17 protein-coding genes are annotated in these 17,834 nt (G+C 43.0%); 10 read left to right on the forward strand and 7 right to left on the reverse strand.

All coding sequences use genetic code 11. The features are described 5' to 3' along the window. Nucleotides 1-2: 2 nt before the first annotated feature. Entirely contained in the window at nucleotides 3-629 is a 627-nt protein-coding gene (locus AC07NA_RS22790) for a DUF4294 domain-containing protein (RefSeq protein ID WP_494900045.1), read from the reverse strand. Nucleotides 630-735: 106 nt separating this feature from the next. Here AC07NA_RS22790 and AC07NA_RS22795 point away from each other — a divergent pair, with 106 nt between their 5' ends. The 7 genes from AC07NA_RS22795 to AC07NA_RS22825 all read left to right on the forward strand — a co-directional run bounded on the left by AC07NA_RS22795 (nucleotide 736) and on the right by AC07NA_RS22825 (nucleotide 8,468). After that, nucleotides 736-2,958 carry a RelA/SpoT family protein gene (locus AC07NA_RS22795; protein ID WP_345213618.1) on the forward strand — a complete coding sequence of 741 codons (2,223 nt, stop codon included), beginning with the start codon at nucleotides 736-738 and terminating at the stop codon, nucleotides 2,956-2,958. Nucleotides 2,959-3,210: 252 nt separating this feature from the next. Continuing rightward, nucleotides 3,211-3,678 carry a Fur family transcriptional regulator gene (locus AC07NA_RS22800; RefSeq protein WP_494900046.1) on the forward strand — a complete coding sequence of 156 codons (468 nt, stop codon included), beginning with the start codon at nucleotides 3,211-3,213 and terminating at the stop codon, nucleotides 3,676-3,678. After that, entirely contained in the window at nucleotides 3,662-3,976 is a 315-nt protein-coding gene (locus AC07NA_RS22805) for a DUF6922 domain-containing protein (protein WP_494900047.1), read from the forward strand. The genes AC07NA_RS22800 and AC07NA_RS22805 overlap by 17 nt, the downstream gene beginning before the upstream one ends. Then, nucleotides 3,931-4,563 carry a nucleotidyl transferase AbiEii/AbiGii toxin family protein gene (locus tag AC07NA_RS22810; RefSeq protein WP_494900049.1) on the forward strand — a complete coding sequence of 211 codons (633 nt, stop codon included), beginning with the start codon at nucleotides 3,931-3,933 and terminating at the stop codon, nucleotides 4,561-4,563. The genes AC07NA_RS22805 and AC07NA_RS22810 overlap by 46 nt, the downstream gene beginning before the upstream one ends. 3 nt (nucleotides 4,564-4,566) lie before the next feature. Continuing rightward, nucleotides 4,567-5,844 (forward strand): adenylosuccinate synthase, encoded by a 1,278-nt coding sequence (locus AC07NA_RS22815; protein ID WP_494900051.1) that lies wholly within the window; start codon nucleotides 4,567-4,569, stop codon nucleotides 5,842-5,844. A gap of 238 nt (nucleotides 5,845-6,082) precedes the next feature. Beyond that, on the forward strand, nucleotides 6,083-7,174 hold the full coding sequence (locus AC07NA_RS22820) for an acyltransferase family protein (protein WP_494900053.1): 1,092 nt from the start codon (nucleotides 6,083-6,085) through the stop codon (nucleotides 7,172-7,174). A gap of 28 nt (nucleotides 7,175-7,202) precedes the next feature. Further along, nucleotides 7,203-8,468 carry an anthranilate synthase component I family protein gene (locus AC07NA_RS22825; protein ID WP_494900055.1) on the forward strand — a complete coding sequence of 422 codons (1,266 nt, stop codon included), beginning with the start codon at nucleotides 7,203-7,205 and terminating at the stop codon, nucleotides 8,466-8,468. Here AC07NA_RS22825 and AC07NA_RS22830 read toward each other — a convergent pair. From AC07NA_RS22830 to AC07NA_RS22850, 5 genes are read right to left on the reverse strand one after another with little or no spacing between them, the layout of a single operon-like run. Beyond that, nucleotides 8,440-9,183, reverse strand: coding sequence for a YqjF family protein (locus AC07NA_RS22830; protein WP_494900057.1), 744 nt, complete (start codon nucleotides 9,181-9,183; stop codon nucleotides 8,440-8,442). The genes AC07NA_RS22825 and AC07NA_RS22830 overlap by 29 nt on opposite strands. 42 nt (nucleotides 9,184-9,225) lie before the next feature. Beyond that, nucleotides 9,226-10,029 carry a M48 family metallopeptidase gene (locus AC07NA_RS22835; protein ID WP_494900059.1) on the reverse strand — a complete coding sequence of 268 codons (804 nt, stop codon included), beginning with the start codon at nucleotides 10,027-10,029 and terminating at the stop codon, nucleotides 9,226-9,228. A 5-nt stretch (nucleotides 10,030-10,034) separates the two neighbouring features. Beyond that, nucleotides 10,035-10,682: a glycerol-3-phosphate 1-O-acyltransferase PlsY gene (plsY, locus tag AC07NA_RS22840; RefSeq protein WP_345213611.1), complete on the reverse strand. Its 648-nt coding sequence runs from the start codon at nucleotides 10,680-10,682 to the stop codon at nucleotides 10,035-10,037. 42 nt (nucleotides 10,683-10,724) lie between these two features. Then, entirely contained in the window at nucleotides 10,725-11,570 is an 846-nt protein-coding gene (gene nadC / locus AC07NA_RS22845) for a carboxylating nicotinate-nucleotide diphosphorylase (RefSeq protein ID WP_494900060.1), read from the reverse strand. Between the two features lie 44 nt (nucleotides 11,571-11,614). Further along, nucleotides 11,615-12,010, reverse strand: coding sequence for a DUF4783 domain-containing protein (locus AC07NA_RS22850; protein WP_345213609.1), 396 nt, complete (start codon nucleotides 12,008-12,010; stop codon nucleotides 11,615-11,617). Nucleotides 12,011-12,109: 99 nt separating this feature from the next. Between AC07NA_RS22850 and gpmI the strand changes: the two genes are divergently transcribed. After that, on the forward strand, nucleotides 12,110-13,633 hold the full coding sequence (gpmI, locus tag AC07NA_RS22855) for a 2,3-bisphosphoglycerate-independent phosphoglycerate mutase (RefSeq protein WP_494900062.1): 1,524 nt from the start codon (nucleotides 12,110-12,112) through the stop codon (nucleotides 13,631-13,633). Further along, complete coding sequence (locus AC07NA_RS22860) at nucleotides 13,620-14,180, forward strand: hypothetical protein (RefSeq protein ID WP_494900063.1); 561 nt, start codon at nucleotides 13,620-13,622, stop codon at nucleotides 14,178-14,180. The genes gpmI and AC07NA_RS22860 overlap by 14 nt, the downstream gene beginning before the upstream one ends. Here the strand turns inward: AC07NA_RS22860 and AC07NA_RS22865 are convergent. Next, nucleotides 14,177-14,806, reverse strand: coding sequence for a tetratricopeptide repeat protein (locus AC07NA_RS22865; RefSeq protein WP_494900065.1), 630 nt, complete (start codon nucleotides 14,804-14,806; stop codon nucleotides 14,177-14,179). The two genes, AC07NA_RS22860 and AC07NA_RS22865, sit on opposite strands and share 4 nt — an antisense overlap. 351 nt (nucleotides 14,807-15,157) lie before the next feature. Here AC07NA_RS22865 and lon point away from each other — a divergent pair, with 351 nt between their 5' ends. Beyond that, nucleotides 15,158-17,632 carry an endopeptidase La gene (gene lon, locus AC07NA_RS22870; protein ID WP_494900066.1) on the forward strand — a complete coding sequence of 825 codons (2,475 nt, stop codon included), beginning with the start codon at nucleotides 15,158-15,160 and terminating at the stop codon, nucleotides 17,630-17,632. Nucleotides 17,633-17,834 lie beyond the last annotated feature (202 nt).

Raw genomic sequence — 17,834 nt, forward strand, 5'->3', positions numbered from 1 at the left:
TATCAATTATAGGGCGTATCGAAGTTTGATGTACGGATGATGTTCTCTATATCGCGTTCCTGCTCGGGGTCGTACTCTTCTTTCAAATCGTGCCCAAAAATACGTGCTACAGATTGCATCATAAATGCGTTAAGGCCGCCCTTGAGTTCCTTAAGCATGGCGAAACTGGTGTTGCCGGTTTCCCTGTCAATCAACTTTATTAATACCTCACCCTGACTGATTGTCAGGTTTTTAATTTCTTTGTTAAACAAATCTTTAATTTGTTTTTCGCAGGCTTTCACCAGTTCTTTTTGTTTCTTCTTATCGGCAGTAACAGCCAGGTCGCGCTGCAACTGGCGGTAACGCTCACCCGCATAGCGGGCATAAGGCATTACCTTGTATACATTATAGCGTAAACGGCGGTATTTTAACCTGTCATCCTCGCTGGCAAAAATACGGGTATCGCGTATATTGATGTCGTGCATTACTATCCATGGCACCAGTTCACCGTCAAGATCGGTCATATAGGTTTTGATGGTATCATTTTTGCCCAATTGAGCACGTTGAGGCTTAGCCGGTGCATCCTGCGCTTTTAGCGCCGCAACCGGTAAACAACAAAACAATGACAATATAAAACCAATAAATTTCATATTTTTACTTGTATACAAAATTAGTGCAATTTTTCAGGTAATTGGAGATCAACTGCAATTTAAACACATTTTGTTACAAGTTAGTGATATATTTTAAAGTTCGTACATGAAAGATTTAGTGATCGACCTGGAAGCCGAAAAGAACGAGATATTAAAGAGATACCGGGCTTTGCTGCGCGCGTGTAAATCAACCTTGCAAAAGGGTGATAAACGCATGATACGCAAGGCTTTCGATATGGCTTTAGAAAGCCATAAGGATATGCGCCGCAAATCTGGCGAACCTTATATATACCACCCTATTGCCGTGGCCCAAATTGCCGCCGAGGAGATAGGCTTGGGTACTACCTCTATAGTATGCGCCCTGCTGCACGATGTGGTGGAGGATACCGACGTTGCCCTTGATGATATTGAAAGGGAATTTGGTAAAAAAGTAGCCAAAATTATCGACGGCTTAACCAAAATATCGGGCGTATTTGATACCAACAGTTCTTTACAGGCCGAAAATTTCCGTAAAATGCTGCTTACCCTTGCCGATGACGTGAGGGTTATACTGATCAAACTGGCCGATAGGTTGCATAATATGCGTACCATGGAGTTTATGCCGCGCGATAAGCAGCTTAAACTATCATCAGAAACCGTATACCTGTATGCACCGCTGGCACACCGCCTGGGTTTATACGCTATAAAATCGGAGCTGGAAGATCTGTCCATGAAATACATGGAACGTGAAACTTACCAGCTCATTAAAAAGAAACTGAACGAGAAGAAGGCCGAGCGCGAAAAATTCATCCGCGATTTTATTGATCCGGTGAAGAAGGTTTTACAAGGACAAGGCCTTGAAGCCGATGTATTTGGCAGGCCGAAATCAATCAACTCGATATGGAACAAGATGAAGAAAAAATCTATTCCATTTGAGGAGGTGTATGACCTGTTTGCTATACGGATTATACTGGATAGTCCGCCGGAGCATGAAAAAGCCGACTGCTGGAAAGCTTACTCTATAGTTACCGACCTGTACCGCCCCAACCCCGACCGCCTGCGCGACTGGATCTCATCGCCGAAGGCAAACGGTTACGAATCGTTGCACACCACGGTAATGGGGCCTAAAGGCCAGTGGGTTGAGGTACAGATACGTACCACACGCATGAACGAGATTGCCGAAAAAGGTTTCGCGGCCCACTGGAAGTACAAGGAATCGAGCACCGATAGCGGCCTCGACCAATGGGTACAAAAAGTACGCGAAATGCTGAAAAACCCGGATTCGAACGCGCTCGACTTTATCGACGATTTTAAGATGAACCTCTTCAGCGATGAGATCTTCATTTTTACGCCTAAGGGCGCCTTGATACAGTTGCCGCTGAACGCTACCGCGCTCGATTTCGCTTTTGAGATACATACCGATGTGGGTGCCAGCTGTATAGGCGCTAAGGTGAACCATAAACTGGTGCCCCTAAGCTACAAACTGCAAAATGGCGACCAGGTAGAGATTATCACCTCGGGTAAGCAAACCCCGAAGGAAGACTGGCTCAACTTTGTGGTTACCGCCAAGGCGAAAGCCAAAATTAAATCGGCACTTAAAGAGGCTAAACGCAAAATTGCCGAGGATGGTAAAGAGATACTGGAGCGTAAATTAAAATCGCTCAAGATCACTTACAACTCCGAGAACATACATAAGCTAAGCTATTACTTTAAGCTGGGCTCAACTCAGGATCTTTTTTACAATGTGGCCAAAGGCCTTATTGATATGAAGCACCTGAAGGAGTACCAGCTATCTGAAAAGGTAATTGAGAACAAGCCACAGGATAAGATAGAGGCCGACCAGGTACAAAGCCTGCTTCGCAACATCAAGGCTAAAGACAGCGATATGTTGCTGATTGGCGAGGATATGCAGAAGATTGACTACAAACTGGCCAACTGCTGTAACCCTATTCCCGGCGATGACGTGTTCGGCTTTATTACCGTGAGCGATGGCATTAAGATACACCGCACCAACTGCCCTAATGCCGCCAAACTGATGGCCAACTACGGTTACCGCATTGTAAAAGCCCGCTGGACCAACCAGCAGGAACTGGCTTTTCTTACCGGTTTACGTATACGCGGTATTGATGATGTGGGCTTGATCAACAAGCTCACCACCGTAATATCAAACGACTTTAAGGTGAACATGCGCTCGATAACGGTTGATAGTGACAACGGTATTTTCGAGGGCTCAATTATGGTGTATGTAAATGATACACAGCACCTTGAAGACTTGGTAAAGAAACTAAAACAAGTACGCGGCGTAACCTCGGTTGACCGCTTTGATTCGATAGCGGAGAAAGCGTCTTGAAATTAGAGTCAAGAGATAAGAGTCAAGAATTAAGAAACAGGAATCAGGAGATAGTCAGGCTTACGAAGTTTTGAAAACTTCGTAAGTCTCTTCTAACACTTGCTAAGCGTATTATCTTGATTCCTGACTCTCAACTCTCGCTTCTATTTTTGTCGGCCTTTTGTCTGATTGTTATGTGTTTGCTATCGATTACTATACGTATCTCAATTCTTATTAATACCTTTACCTTTTATTTATTACTTATACCCGATTATGCTGCAACAGGAAACTATAGCACTGGTAAAAAAAATATTTGAAGCCTATCTTGAAAACAAAAGTTTGCGTAAAACGCCCGAGCGTTTTGCCATTCTGGAAGAGATATATTCAAGAAGCGACCATTTTGATGTGGAGTCGTTATACATCCACATGAAGAATAAAAAATACCGTGTAAGCCGTGCTACTGTATATAATACGCTTGAACTGCTTGTTTCTTGCGATTTGGTTACCAAGCACCAGTTTGGTAAAAACATGGCCCAGTTCGAAAAATCTTATGGCTACAAACAACACGATCATATTATATGCATCGACTGCGGTAAGGTGGTTGAGTTTTGCGATCCGCGTATACAGCAGATACAAAGCATGATGGGCGAATTGCTGAAATTCGACATCAAACACCACTCTTTAAACCTTTATGGAAATTGTTCTAAATTAAAAGAAGGCTATTGTGACAGAAAGGCTTAACAAACCGGCAAAGCCTGTTTTAAGCAAACAGGCTTTTTGGGATGTTGATATGAATACTATCGACTTTGAAAAGCACGCACGTTTTGTTGTAGAAAAAGTAATTGAACGGGGTAAAGAAAGCGATTTTTTAAACCTTATTAAATTTTACGGTGCCAACAAAGTAAAAGAACTGGCACTACAGGCCTCCTGGTTATCTGATATAAGTATTAATTTTTGCTGCACGCTGTTTAAAGTTAAACCCACCGATTTTAAATGCTACGAGAAGAAACAGTTGAACCTTCAACACTGGAACTTCTAAAAAAATTAGTTTCACTTCCGGAGTTAAAAAATTTCAGACTGGTTGGCGGCACGGCCTTATCCCTGCTTTTCGGGCATCGTTTATCTATTGATATTGATCTGTTTACCGATGAACCGCTGGATAAAGAAATATTATTAGAGGCTTTGAATGCAAATTTCGATCATCTGATTATAACCAATAACAGGAGTAAGAATATATTGCAGTGCATTATACAAAATGTAAAAGTTGATTTTGTATCCGTAAAAGATCCATTTACAAATCAGCCCGAAATTATCAATGCAATACCCTTTGCTGATAAAAAAGATCTTATCGCATTGAAATTAAACGCCGTAAAAGGGCGCGGTGCAAAAAAAGACTTTTGGGATATAGCAAAATTGTTGCAGTTTTACACCTTCGATAATCTTTTTCAATTTTATCATGATAGATACTTATATGATGATACCTTTGCGGTAATTAGATCAGTGGTATACTTTGATGATGCAGAAGAAGAGGCAGATCCGGTTTCGTTAGATAACACTACATGGACCGATGTTAAAACCATCATAGTAAAAGCTTTTGATGTTTATTATAAAAAGAGAATTAATTAAATAATGGCTGTTGACGTATTATTAGGCCTCCAGTGGGGCGATGAGGGTAAAGGTAAAATTGTTGATGTTCTTAGTGCAGATTACGATCTGATCGCACGCTTTCAGGGCGGGCCGAATGCAGGGCACACTTTAGAATTTGATGGCAAAAAGTTCGTATTGAACACTATTCCTTCAGGTATATTTTTTGACAACACACTTAACCTTATAGGTAACGGCGTTGTAATTGACCCTATCACCTTAAAAAAGGAACTTGATAAATTAAAAGATGCCGGGCACGATCTGCTGGCTAAAAAGAACCTGGTGATCGCTAAAAAAGCGCACCTGATATTGCCTACCCACCAATTGCTCGACGCGGCTTCTGAAAAGAAGATGGGCGAAGGCAAAATTGGTTCTACTTTAAAAGGTATCGGCCCTACTTATATGGACAAAACCGGCCGTAACGGCTTGCGTATTGGCGATATTACCCTGCCCGATTTTGAAGAACGTTACCATAAACTGGTTGAAAAACACAAATCAATGCTGCAATCATTATATGGTGATGTGGCTGATTTCTCTGAAAGGGAGCAAGCATTCTTCGAGGCCATCAACGTAATTAAACAATTCCCGCTGGTTGACTCGGAGCATTTGGTTAACGATTACATTAAACAAGGTAAAAAGGTACTGGCAGAAGGCGCGCAAGGTGCTATGCTCGATATCGACTTCGGTTCATATCCTTTTGTTACCTCATCAAATACTACCGCTGCCGGTGCTTGTACCGGTTTAGGTATTGCGCCAAAGCAAATTGGCGATGTGATAGGTATCTTTAAAGCTTATTGCACACGTGTTGGCGGCGGCCCTTTCCCTACCGAACTTAACGACGAAACAGGTGAAGAACTACGTCGCGTTGGTCATGAGTTTGGCGCAACAACAGGTCGCCCGCGCCGTACAGGCTGGATCGATCTTCCGGCTTTAAAATACGCCATTATGCTAAACGGTGTTACCCAATTGGTAATGACCAAGGCCGATGTGTTAAGCGGATTTGAAAAGATATACGCCTGCACACATTACGATTATGCCGGTGAAATTATCGACTACATGCCGTACGATATTTGCACCATTGAGCCAAAACCCGTTTTGAAAGAAATTGATGGCTGGCACGAAGACCTTACAGGCATTACCGAACTATCAGAAATCCCGGCTAAACTGCAATCATATATCGATTTCCTGGAAGCTGAACTGGGCGTACCGGTAAAATATCTATCTGTTGGTCCGGACAGGAAACAAACTTTAGTATTGCACTAAGAAACATATCAGAAAACATAATAAAAACGCCTCATATTTATTTATGAGGCGTTTTTTGTTGGGATACATCGAAACCGTTGTCTATTTAAAAAACGTTACTCCTTCTATTTTTTGATTTACAATCACCCGAGACAACACACAAAACTGATTCCAATGCTATCTGTTTCATATCTAATTTGTTACGTTCGGCCGATGAATTTTAATCTACTTTTATTGAGAAACTTAAACCTTCTCATCAATGAATTCATCGCCTGCAATTGCCACAAAAAAAACAAAATGGATCTATGGTTTAGATAGCATTAGGTTTGTGTTAGCAGTAATTGTTATGCTTGCTCATTTCCCAAACCCTTTTGATGCTTTTGAAAATTCACAGAATTTGATCGTTAAAATGCTTGTGTCTGTAAGTCACATTTTGTTTTGCGGACCGGCAGCTGTCATCGCGTTTTTTGTGATCTCCGGCTTTGTCATTCATTTTCCTTATAGAAATAAAGACAAGTTTGATGTTACCGGCTTCTTGATCCGTCGGATCTTCCGCATCGGGATTCCCTTATTAATCGTTGGCTTTATTGCTTCTTACTATAATTATTTCAACACGCTTCCGGTTTGGAGTTTGTATTGCGAAATGATTTACTATGTTATCTATCCTTTATTATTCATCTCGAAAGTCAACTGGAAAAAGCTGTTTATTTTCAGCTTCATACTTTCGTATGCTGTAATTTTAATATTTAACTGGGATTCCTTTCTCTCATTTATCCACCATAAAAACATAAACTTTGATGGCGGATACCAAAGCCTTGGTACTATACCCACCGCTATTATAGGATTGCCTTGCTGGCTGTTAGGCGTAATTTTGGCCGGCCAAATTGATAAAAAAAGAAGTGTGGTGAATTCCAGAACGCTGATTTTGTACAGAACCCTTGTTCTTGCAGCGTCAGTTGCATCGCTGATTGCCATGTTCCATTTCTACCTAAGCTACATGTACACCTTAAATATCTTCGCGTTGCTGGCTGTTAAGTGGCTTGAAAAAGAAATAGTTTATTACCGCGCCAACAAACCTTTATCCGTTTTAGAGTTCTGCGGTAAATTCTCTTACTCGCTTTATTTATGCCATATACTGGTATTTCTTGCATTGAGTAATTACTTCAGCTTCAGCGCTGCTACATACTTCCTATTCATATTTGCAACCATTGCAATCTCTTACCTTATCTATTTAACTGTAGAATTACCATCGCATAAAATTGCGCAATACCTGTCAACCCTTTTTAGCAAGAGTTTAAAAGAATCTAAAAAGATGAGGAAAGAAACAAGTATCGATACTAAAGGCGTGTAGAAATGCTTTTGTTATCTATTTTTGCAGCGTGATAATACAGGTAGGCGATCTTAAAACATTCAAGCAAAAAGCATTATTATGGGCAGCGAGCTTTGATGTTGCCTGTTATTTAGATGCAAATGGCTTTACCGATGCCTACTCTAAATTTGATACCTTAATTGCTATTGGCAAAAAGGATGAAGTTTTGGCCAACTCGGGCGATGCTTTTAGTCAGCTGGAAGCATTCCGGCTTAAGCACAATGGCTGGATCACCGGCTTTTTTGGGTACGATCTGAAGAACGAAGTTGAGCAACTCAGCTCAAACAATACCGATAACCTGTACTTCCCCGATCTGTATTTCTTCGCACCGCAATACCTCATTATTATAAAAGGTGATCAAATTGAAATTGTGGCAGAGGATGCTGATTTTGCACTTAGCAGTATTAATAACCAAGTCATTCACCTCTCAAGTCTGCAACCATCGGCACAAATAAAAAACCGCTTTACCAAAGCGGAATACATTAGTACCGTAAACAAAGTAAAAGAGCACATTGCCCGCGGCGATATTTACGTGACCAATTTTTGCCAGGAGTTTTATGCGGAGGGTGCCGGGATCAATCCGCTATCAGTATTTGTAAATCTGAATGAGGTTTCGCCCAACCCTTTTGCATCCTTTTTTAAGCTGAACGATAAATATATCATCTGCGCTACGCCCGAACGCTTTTTGGCGAAACGCGGCGGCAAGCTGATTTCGCAACCCATAAAAGGCACCGCCAAACGCAGCGACGACCCGGAAGAGGACGAACTAAACAAGCTACAACTCCGGTACCACACCAAAGAATTACAGGAGAACGTAATGGTGGTTGATATGGTTCGTAATGATCTTACCCGCTCGGCCCGGCAGGGCACCGTGGTAACCGAAGAATTATTTGGCATATACGGCTTTAAGCAGGTGTACCAAATGATATCGACCATTACCTGCGAAATAACCGCGGGTGTAAGTCCTGTTCAGGCTATCAAAAACACCTTCCCCATGGGTAGCATGACGGGGGCGCCCAAGGTGAGCGCAATGCGTTTAATGGAACAATACGAACGTAGCAAACGTGGGGTGTATTCCGGAGCGATAGGCTATTTTAGTCCGGATGATGACTTTGATTTTAATGTGGTGATCAGGAGCATTTTGTACGATGCACAAAGCCGCTACCTCTCCTTTCATGCAGGCAGCGCCATTACCATTGATGCTGATGCCGAACAGGAATATGAAGAATGCCTGCTAAAAGCGAAAGCTATCCTTGAAGTGCTGGGCCAATCCTAATTTTAGTGGCCGATCGTACGATGATCTCCGACCCTTCCGCAAAAAATGCCGAATAAGGTTCCACTGATAAATACGGCGCGAAAGCTTCGCCATACAACACTTTTACATCGGCATCAAAAACGTAATCACTTATGGCACCCACTTTCCATGATACATGCTCTACACCATATTCCATCGAACTGGTATCGCTTAAGCGATTATAGCCCCAGTAATGCTCCAAAATAAATTCTTCGGCGCTGCCGGCTTGCATAGCGATGAAGTTATTATTAACCGTAGCACCTAATTTATTCCACCTGCCTTTCAACTTCCACTCGTATAAATATCGCGTGTTCACATCATCAGTTTTGGTAATGCTGTGCCGCATGGGCATGCGTACATAATGTTCTTTATAAAGTGTATTCGCAATCAGCGGGATCATCCGTTTAGGCACAATTTCGCTGATGAATACCGTACCGCGTTTCCATTCCTTACCATTAAAATGCCGCACATAAAAACGCAGGTTTACTTCTTCAAAGTTTACATGCCCCGGCCATTTCACGCCAATTACCCGGGTATCGTGAAACAAGAAACTCACCATGCTTACCAATGCCTTACCCTGCCAATAATCAAGCTCGGTAGCGGCGGGCAAATAGGGTTTCAATATTTCGGGATCTACCTCATAATTGAGCATTATAAGGTTTTTCCAGCTGGCGGTTAAAAACTTAATTTTCTCCATACAAAAAATCCCGCCTTGCGGGGCGGGATGTGATATTTTATATTAACCCTTTTTGTAATACTTCATGGCTTCGGGTATGGCTTTTTGTATAGCGCTTATACGGGTAGCATCGGCCGGGTGGGTACTTAAAAACTCCGGTGGGGCGCCGCCTTTATTTTGCGCGGCCATACGTTGCCAAAAAGCAACCGCCTCGTTAGGGTTATAACCGGCCATGGCCATAAAGGTTAACCCTAAACGATCTGCTTCCGACTCCTGGTTACGTGAATATTTCAACAGGGTAAGCTGCCCGCCAACGCCATATAATTTACTGATCAGTGCCTGCGTAGCGGCCGATTGTGTGCTTGAAGCCGCGCCGATCAGGCTACCGCCTGTTTGCGCTGCCAGCTCCTGCGACATGCGTTCGGCAGAGTGTTTTGCAATTGCGTGGGCAATTTCGTGGCCCATTACTGTGGCTAAACCTGCATCAGTAGCGGTTACCGGCAATATACCGCTGTACACGGCCACCTTACCGCCCGGCATACACCATGCGTTTACTTCGGGGCTTTGTATCAGGTTAAATTCCCAGGTAAAGTTATACTGGTCGGCATAGCCGTTATCTTTTAAATATTTTTCAATAGCTACCGCCAGCTGGTTACCAATACGCTTAACACGCTGCGCATCGCTGGTGCCGGTAACTACTTTGGTTTTAGGGTCGGTGAGTAACTGCTTGTAACTTGCCGCTGCCGATTGGTTTATTTCGGCGTCGCCTACCAGGCTTAATTGCTTACGGCCGGTAAGTGGTACTGTTGAACACGAATACAATAGAATAGCCGTTGTAATCGCGACCAGGGGTTTAAATGCTTTCATAGAGTTTAAGTAGTTTTTTTCTTAAATAAATTCACTTTGGACTCTTTGCCTTTTAGTAAACGTTCGATATTTTTTTGATGGGTTACCAATATCAGGATACATATACACATACCGTATATAATGACCGATTTAATATACACCGGGAAAATAAATGTAACCCCGATAGGATAAGTAAAACCTGCCATTATTGAACTTAGTGATACATACTTGGTTATTAGCAATACCGTAATAAATACCAGCACGCAAAGCAGAGCCGCATGCAGGTTTATAGCTAATATCATTCCAAATAATGTGGCGATGCCCTTACCGCCCCTAAAACCTGCAAAAACCGGGAACAAATGGCCCATTACCGCGGCTATACCGAGGGCAAGCGCGTAGTTGGTAAACGCTATTGAATTATGCGGACCGGTAGTTGATACGCCTATAAAATAAGCAAGGTTGGTAGCTGTCCAACCTTTTAATATATCGATAAGCATTACAGGTATACCCGCCTGCTTACCCAATACCCTGAAAGTGTTTGTTGCGCCGGCGTTGCCGCTGCCATACTCGCGCACGTCGATGCCATAAAATGACAAACCTATCCAAACAGCCGTTGGAATTGACCCGCACAGATAGGCCAGTATAAGCGCTGAAATTGAATAGATGGATATCATATACCCGTATATAAATTGTATAAAGGTTAAAAAACTTGTTTATTATATTTTAACAGCTTTTAGGCTGAGATCTAAACTCTTTACCGAATGCGTTAACGCGCCCATCGATATATAATCAACTCCGCAAGCCGCGTATTCGCGGGCGTTATCAACAGTTATACCACCCGATGCTTCGGTAATATACCGCCCTTCTATCATATTTACTGCTTCGCGAAGGTCGGCAAAATTAAAATTGTCAAGCAATATACGGTCTACACCGCCTGTTTGCAAAACCTGTTCCAGTTCTTCAAAGTTTCGCACCTCAATTTCAATGGCTAATTTCTTGGTATTGGCAATATATTGGTGCGCGTTTTCAATGGCCTGGCGTATGCCGCCCGAGTAATCAACATGATTATCCTTGATCAGGATCATATCATACAAACCGAAACGATGGTTCACTCCCCCACCTATCCGTACCGCCCATTTTTCGAGATAACGCATGCCCGGCGTGGTTTTACGGGTATCCAGCACCTTGGTATTGGTACCTTTCAGCATGTCAACAATTTCGTGGGTGCGCGTAGCAATGCCCGACATGCGCTGCATGCAGTTGAGCACCAGTCTTTCGGCTGTCAGGATGCTTTTTACATCGCCTTCTACTTCAAGCACTACGTCCTTATGCTTTATAGCAGCACCGTCCTTTAAAAATATATTTACCTGTAAATCAGCATCAACCTCACGGAATATTTCAACAGCAAGCTCCACGCCTGCCAGTATGCCTTCGTCTTTAACTAAAAGTTTTGCTTTGCCCAGCGTACCTGCCGGTATGGTAGCCAGTGAAGTGTGGTCGCCGTCGCCTACATCTTCGTGCAGGGCGTTTTTTATAAAGGGTATAATAAATGTCTTATCCAAATTTCTTGTTTTATGGCCTCAAAAATAAGAACAATTGCCAATTATCAAGTCTTTTCCGTTTCAATACGCAATTCTATGAGTTGTAAAACTCCTTTAACCTCGTTAAGGGTAAATGATATGCGGTATGTACCCTTCTCGGTAGTGAGTAATAAAACGCCAAACCTGTAAGTTGGGTTAGTGTTCACCTTATGTACTACCTTAACAGCTTTGGGCTTATTTTGATTGAAAAATTTCTCCAGTATAATACTTGCCTGTGTTTTTGAATACACATTTTCATCTTTCAGTATAGTAATATCTATGGTTGATGCAAAAAGCTTGGCAAGTTCTTTGGTGTTTCCTTGTTTTATCAGTTCGGCAACGTTATCAATAGGGTCGGCAACCGCTGCATGAGGAAGCAGGTACAAGATCATCAGCAGGGGCAGGTAACTTAGCTTCTTCATAATTATATATAAGCAATAAAGCGAAAATTTGTTGCAATATAAAATAAACTTATACACAGTAATTGCATTAAAGTTACCGGCAGATTTTATATTTGCATTGTGGAAAATAAGAAAAAACTCGCATTAATCATACTTGATGGCTGGGGTTACGGTCGTAACGATCAGTCGAACGCTATATTGGCAGCAAAAACTCCCTTTGTTGATTCGCTGCTGCAAAACTATCCAAATTCAAAGCTTGAAGCATCAGGCACGGCTGTAGGCCTGCCTGCCGGGCAAATGGGTAACTCCGAAGTTGGGCACATGAACTTAGGTGCCGGCCGCGTGGTTTACCAGGAGCTTGGCCGCATTAATAAAGCGGTTGACGATAAAGAACTGGGTACCAACCCGGTTATTAAGGAAGCCTTTGAATACGCCAAACAAAACAACCGCGATGTGCATTTCATCGGCCTGGTATCTGACGGTGGCGTACACTCGCACATTTACCATCTTAAGGGTTTGGTTGATGTTACCAAAGAGTACGGTTTGGAGAAAGTATTTATCCACGCCTTTTTAGATGGCCGCGATACTGATCCGCAATCGGGCCTGGGTTTTGTTACCGATGTTGAACAATACATTGAAAACACGCCCGTAAAACTGGCTTCGGCTATTGGCCGCTATTATGCCATGGACCGCGATAACCGCTGGGAGCGTGTTAAAAAAGCGTACGACCTGATGGTGAACGCTATTGGCGAACCAACTGAAAGCGTTATCGATTCGATAAAAAAATCTTATGCTGAAGGTGTTACCGATGAATTTGTTAACCCGATAGTAAAAACTGACGGCGCAGGCCAGTCACTTGCTGTAATTAAAGAAGGCGATGTAGTGCTTTGCTTTAACTTCCGTACAGACAGGGGCCGCGAGATCAGCCTGGCGCTTACGCAAAAGGCATTCCCTGAGTATAACCTGCACCCGCTGAACGTTCGTTACGTTACCATGACCACTTACGACGACACGTTTAAAAATGTAAGCGTTGTATTTACCAAGGATGATTTGACCAAAACTTTAGGCGAGGTATTGCAGGATGCCGGTAAAAAACAGATCCGTATTGCCGAAACAGAGAAATACCCGCACGTAACCTTCTTCTTCTCGGGTGGCCGCGAAAAAGAATTTTACGACGAGAAACGTTTGTTAGTGCCATCGCCAAAGGTGGCTACTTATGATTTACAGCCCGAAATGAGCGCAGCCGGTATCCGCGACGCGATCATCCCTGAACTGGAGAACGAATGGCCTGATTTTGTATGCCTTAACTTTGCCAATACCGATATGGTTGGCCACACAGGTGTATTTGAAGCGGTAGTAAAAGCTGCCGAAACAGCCGATGCCTGCACACAGGCGGTTGTTGAAACAGGTTTAAAACATGGCTACTCGTTTATTATACTGGCCGATCACGGTAATGCAGATTACATGATCAATGATGATGGGTCGCCAAATACCGCGCACACCACCAACCTGGTGCCATGTATTATTATCGACAGCGACGTTAAAGAGGTAAAAGACGGTAAACTGGGCGACATTGCCCCTACCGTGTTAAGCATTTTAGGCGTTGAAATTCCAGCAGAAATGACCGGTAATGTACTGGTATAAAAATTTTAATAAATATCTGCTCACACCGTTGAGCGCTGTTCTTATTACATCGGGCTTGTACTCTTGCAGGCCTGATGTAAAAGAAACAGGTTCCGAAAAAAGGTTTTTCGATGTTACCTCTTATTTTAAAAACGAGGCGGTGCGCTTAACCAAGCTTAATCCCGCTGTAACAAAATCGGCCTCGCATAATAACGATACCCAAACCCAAAAGGTACATATTAAGAACTGGACGGCCGAGCTCGATCTGTTTACCATTTCAGATATCAATAAACCATCCTGGCGCGATAGCTATACTATTGCCAACAGCGGCGACAGCCTTATCATTTACAAAACCAAACTGCCCGAACTAAAAACAAAGGAAATACTGGTACGTAAACACAGCGGCAAAGTCGACTTGGTGATGATATACAACCACACCGATAACCTGCTGTACCAAAGCAGCGAAAAGCTCACCTACTTTCCCGATTCGTTATACCTGATAGAAAAAAGGCAGTCGGTTAAATTACTGGGTACCAATAAATATAAAATAGAGGGAATTTTGCGCTAACGGTGCCCCTGGGCCGATGCCAATTTTTCTTTAGAAAGATCGACCAGTAAAGAAATATCCGAACGGCCGGGATTGCTGTTCAATACCTTTTCCAGATCGGCAATAGAGGCTTTTAGGGCGCTCAAACCACGGTTTCTGTCGAAAGATGCCGGGTTGGGCTGCAACTTGAATATACCATATTCACGATAAGCGATACCACGGTTTTGCAGCAGCTTTACATCATCGGGGTCTTGGTTTACGGCAATGGCCCGGGTGAGGTCATATATCGCCCCCAACAGGTTTTTTTCCTTTTCGGCAAGACTTAATGACGCGTCTTTACCCAAAAAGCTTTTTGCCCTTGCCCTGTAGTAATAAGCCGAAGCATCGGTTGGCTTTATAGCGATCACCTTGTTGTAGGCGGCAATTGATTTTTTGAAATTATCGCTGTGGTAATAAGAGTAGCCCAGCATCCACAATGCGTTGGCATTGGTTGAATCAACCACGCAGGCTTTTTCCAGTTGCTTAACGGCGCTTTTAAAATTGCCATCCATTAAGGCCTGCTCGCCCAACTTAACGTACGCGTTTTGCGCAAACGTAGCTTCGAGCGAAGACACAATTAAAATGGATACTATGGCAGTTAACTTCATCAATCGGGTTATAAAGCAACAAAATTAGTATTACATTAACTAACTTTGAAACAAATTATTATACTGATAACATGCTTTTATGCAAAATAATTTAAGCAGGCATTTTTTACAAAGCATGACTTTTTTTCACAACATGGTAATTTAATTACACAGCCTGCGTTAAACTCACATTTCGCATAGCGTTAGTTTTCAACACATTGAAGCTAAATGCAAATACTTTACGTATACTATAAATATACTGGCATGTATCTTGAAACATATAATACCGTATTTTACGAGCGCAATATATTGCATTAGTCTCATATTTAATGTGACAATTTGTCGTTCTTTTTATTATATAAATAACATTTGATGAATTTCGATCCTTTTGATTTTAAGAGCACTTTACCTATCATCAACGATGATTCTGAGTTTTTCCCGCTGATGTCGTCAGAGGATGAAGCTGAGATGAACAACGAGGAGGTGCCTGAATCGTTACCTATATTACCCCTGCGCAATACCGTTCTTTTTCCCGGCGTAGTTATCCCTATTACCGTTGGCCGCGATAAATCAATTAAACTGATACGTGATGCCAATAAAGGCGACCGCATGATAGGTGTGGTATCGCAACAGGATGTAGCTATTGAAGATCCAACCTTTGATCAGCTGAACAGGGTGGGTACCGTGGCCATCATTATAAAAATGCTGCAAATGCCCGATGGTAACACTACCGTTATCATTCAGGGTAAAAAACGCTTTATACTTAACGAGGAGCTGCAAAGCGAGCCTTACATAAAAGCTACTATTGAGCCGTTCCGCGATGCTAAAATAAAAGAGGATAAAGAGTTTAAGGCCATGATATCGTCTATTAAAGACATGGCCATGAGCATTATCCAGTTGTCGCCAAACATCCCGAGCGAAGCCGGTATCGCTATCCGCAATATCGAAAGCACTTCGTTCCTCATCAATTTTGTGGCTTCAAACATGAATGCCGATATGGCAGCCAAGCAACAATTGCTTGAAGTTGCCAACCTGCGCGAGCGTGCCAACATTGTACTGGAGCATTTAACGCTCGACCTGCAAATGCTGGAGCTTAAAAACCAGATACAAACCAAGGTACGTGTTGATTTGGACAAGCAACAGCGCGACTATTTCCTGAACCAGCAGTTGAAAACCATCCAGGAAGAACTGGGCGGAACTTCTCCCGATCTGGAAATTGAGAACCTGCGCCAGCGTTCGGCTAAAAAGAAATGGAACGTTGAGGTTAAAAACCATTTTAGCAAAGAGCTTGAAAAACTGGCCCGCACCAATCCGGCAGCAGCCGATTACTCGGTACAGATCAACTACCTTGAGCTGATGCTTGACCTGCCATGGAACGAGTTCACTAAAGATAATTTCGACCTTAAACGCGCCCAAAAGGTGTTGGATAAAGACCACTTCGGGTTGGATAAGGTAAAGAAACGTATTATAGAATATCTTGCTGTGCTTAAGCTAAAGCACGACATGAAAGCTCCTATCCTTTGTTTGGTAGGCCCTCCGGGAGTTGGTAAAACCTCGCTGGGTAAATCTATCGCTAAGGCTTTAGGGCGTAAATATGTGCGTATGGCGCTTGGCGGCGTGCGTGATGAAGCCGAAATAAGGGGTCACCGTAAAACGTATATCGGCGCTATGCCGGGCCGCATTATTCAATCGGTTAAAAAAGCCGGTGCTGCTAACCCTGTATTTATTTTAGATGAGATAGATAAGGTAGGTAACGATTTCCGTGGCGATCCGTCATCTGCGCTATTAGAGGTGCTCGATCCGGAGCAGAACAGTACTTTTTATGATCATTATGTGGAGATGGATTTCGACCTGTCGAACGTGATGTTCATCGCTACAGCCAACTCTTTAAGCTCTATACAACCTGCGTTGCTCGACCGTATGGAGATCATCGAGGTGAACGGCTATACCATTGAAGAGAAAATAGAGATAGCTAAACAACACCTTGTACCAAAACAACGCGAAGCACATGGCCTTAAAACCAAGGACGTGGTGATCAAGAACGATGTGATTGAGAAGGTGATCGAGGATTATACCCGCGAATCGGGCGTACGTGCTTTAGAGAAAAAGATTGGTTCGGTAGTACGTGGCGTGGCTAAAAACATCGCTATGGAAGAACCATACAACCCAACTGTAAGTAAAAAGGACGTTGAAACCATTTTGGGTGCTCCTATTTACGATAAAGACCTGTACGAAGGTAACGATGTTGCCGGTGTGGTAACAGGCCTGGCCTGGACATCCGTAGGTGGCGACATACTATTTATTGAAGCGAGTTTAAGTCCGGGCAAGGGCCGCATGACCTTAACCGGTAGCCTGGGTGATGTAATGAAAGAGTCGGCCACTATAGCTATGGCTTACCTGCGCGCGCATGCATCTTACTTTGATATTAACGCCAAACTGTTCGATCAATGGGATGTGCATATTCACGTACCGGCAGGTGCTACTCCTAAAGATGGTCCATCGGCAGGTGTAACTATGCTTACTGCCCTTACTTCGGCATTTACCCAGCGCAAAATTAAACCTCATTTAGCTATGACAGGTGAAATTACGCTGCGTGGCCGCGTATTGCCTGTAGGTGGTATTAAAGAGAAGATACTGGCTGCTAAACGTGCCAATATTAAAGAGATCATCCTATGTAAATCGAACCAGAAAGATATACTCGATATTAAGGAAAGCTATATCAAAGATTTGCAGTTCCATTACGTTACCGATATGCGTGATGTAATTAAGCTTGCACTACTTAACGAGCAAGTAAGCGAACCACTTGACCTGAAAGTGATTGAAGAAACCAAGCCGGTTTTGAATTGATTGCAGTAGTGTTAAGTTCGATGCAATACGTGCTATAGAGCATGGCCTGTCACCCTGAGCTTGTCGAAGGGTGTGTGAATGAGGCCTCTACGCGCGATCCTTCGACAAGCTCAGGATGCCCCACAGACAAACAAGTCATGGGCAAATCATAACAAATTAAAAAATTTAAAAGCCGGACAATTGTTCGGCTTTTTATATATGT

This window comes from Mucilaginibacter sp. GW821-FHT07G05 (genome assembly GCF_059418565.1).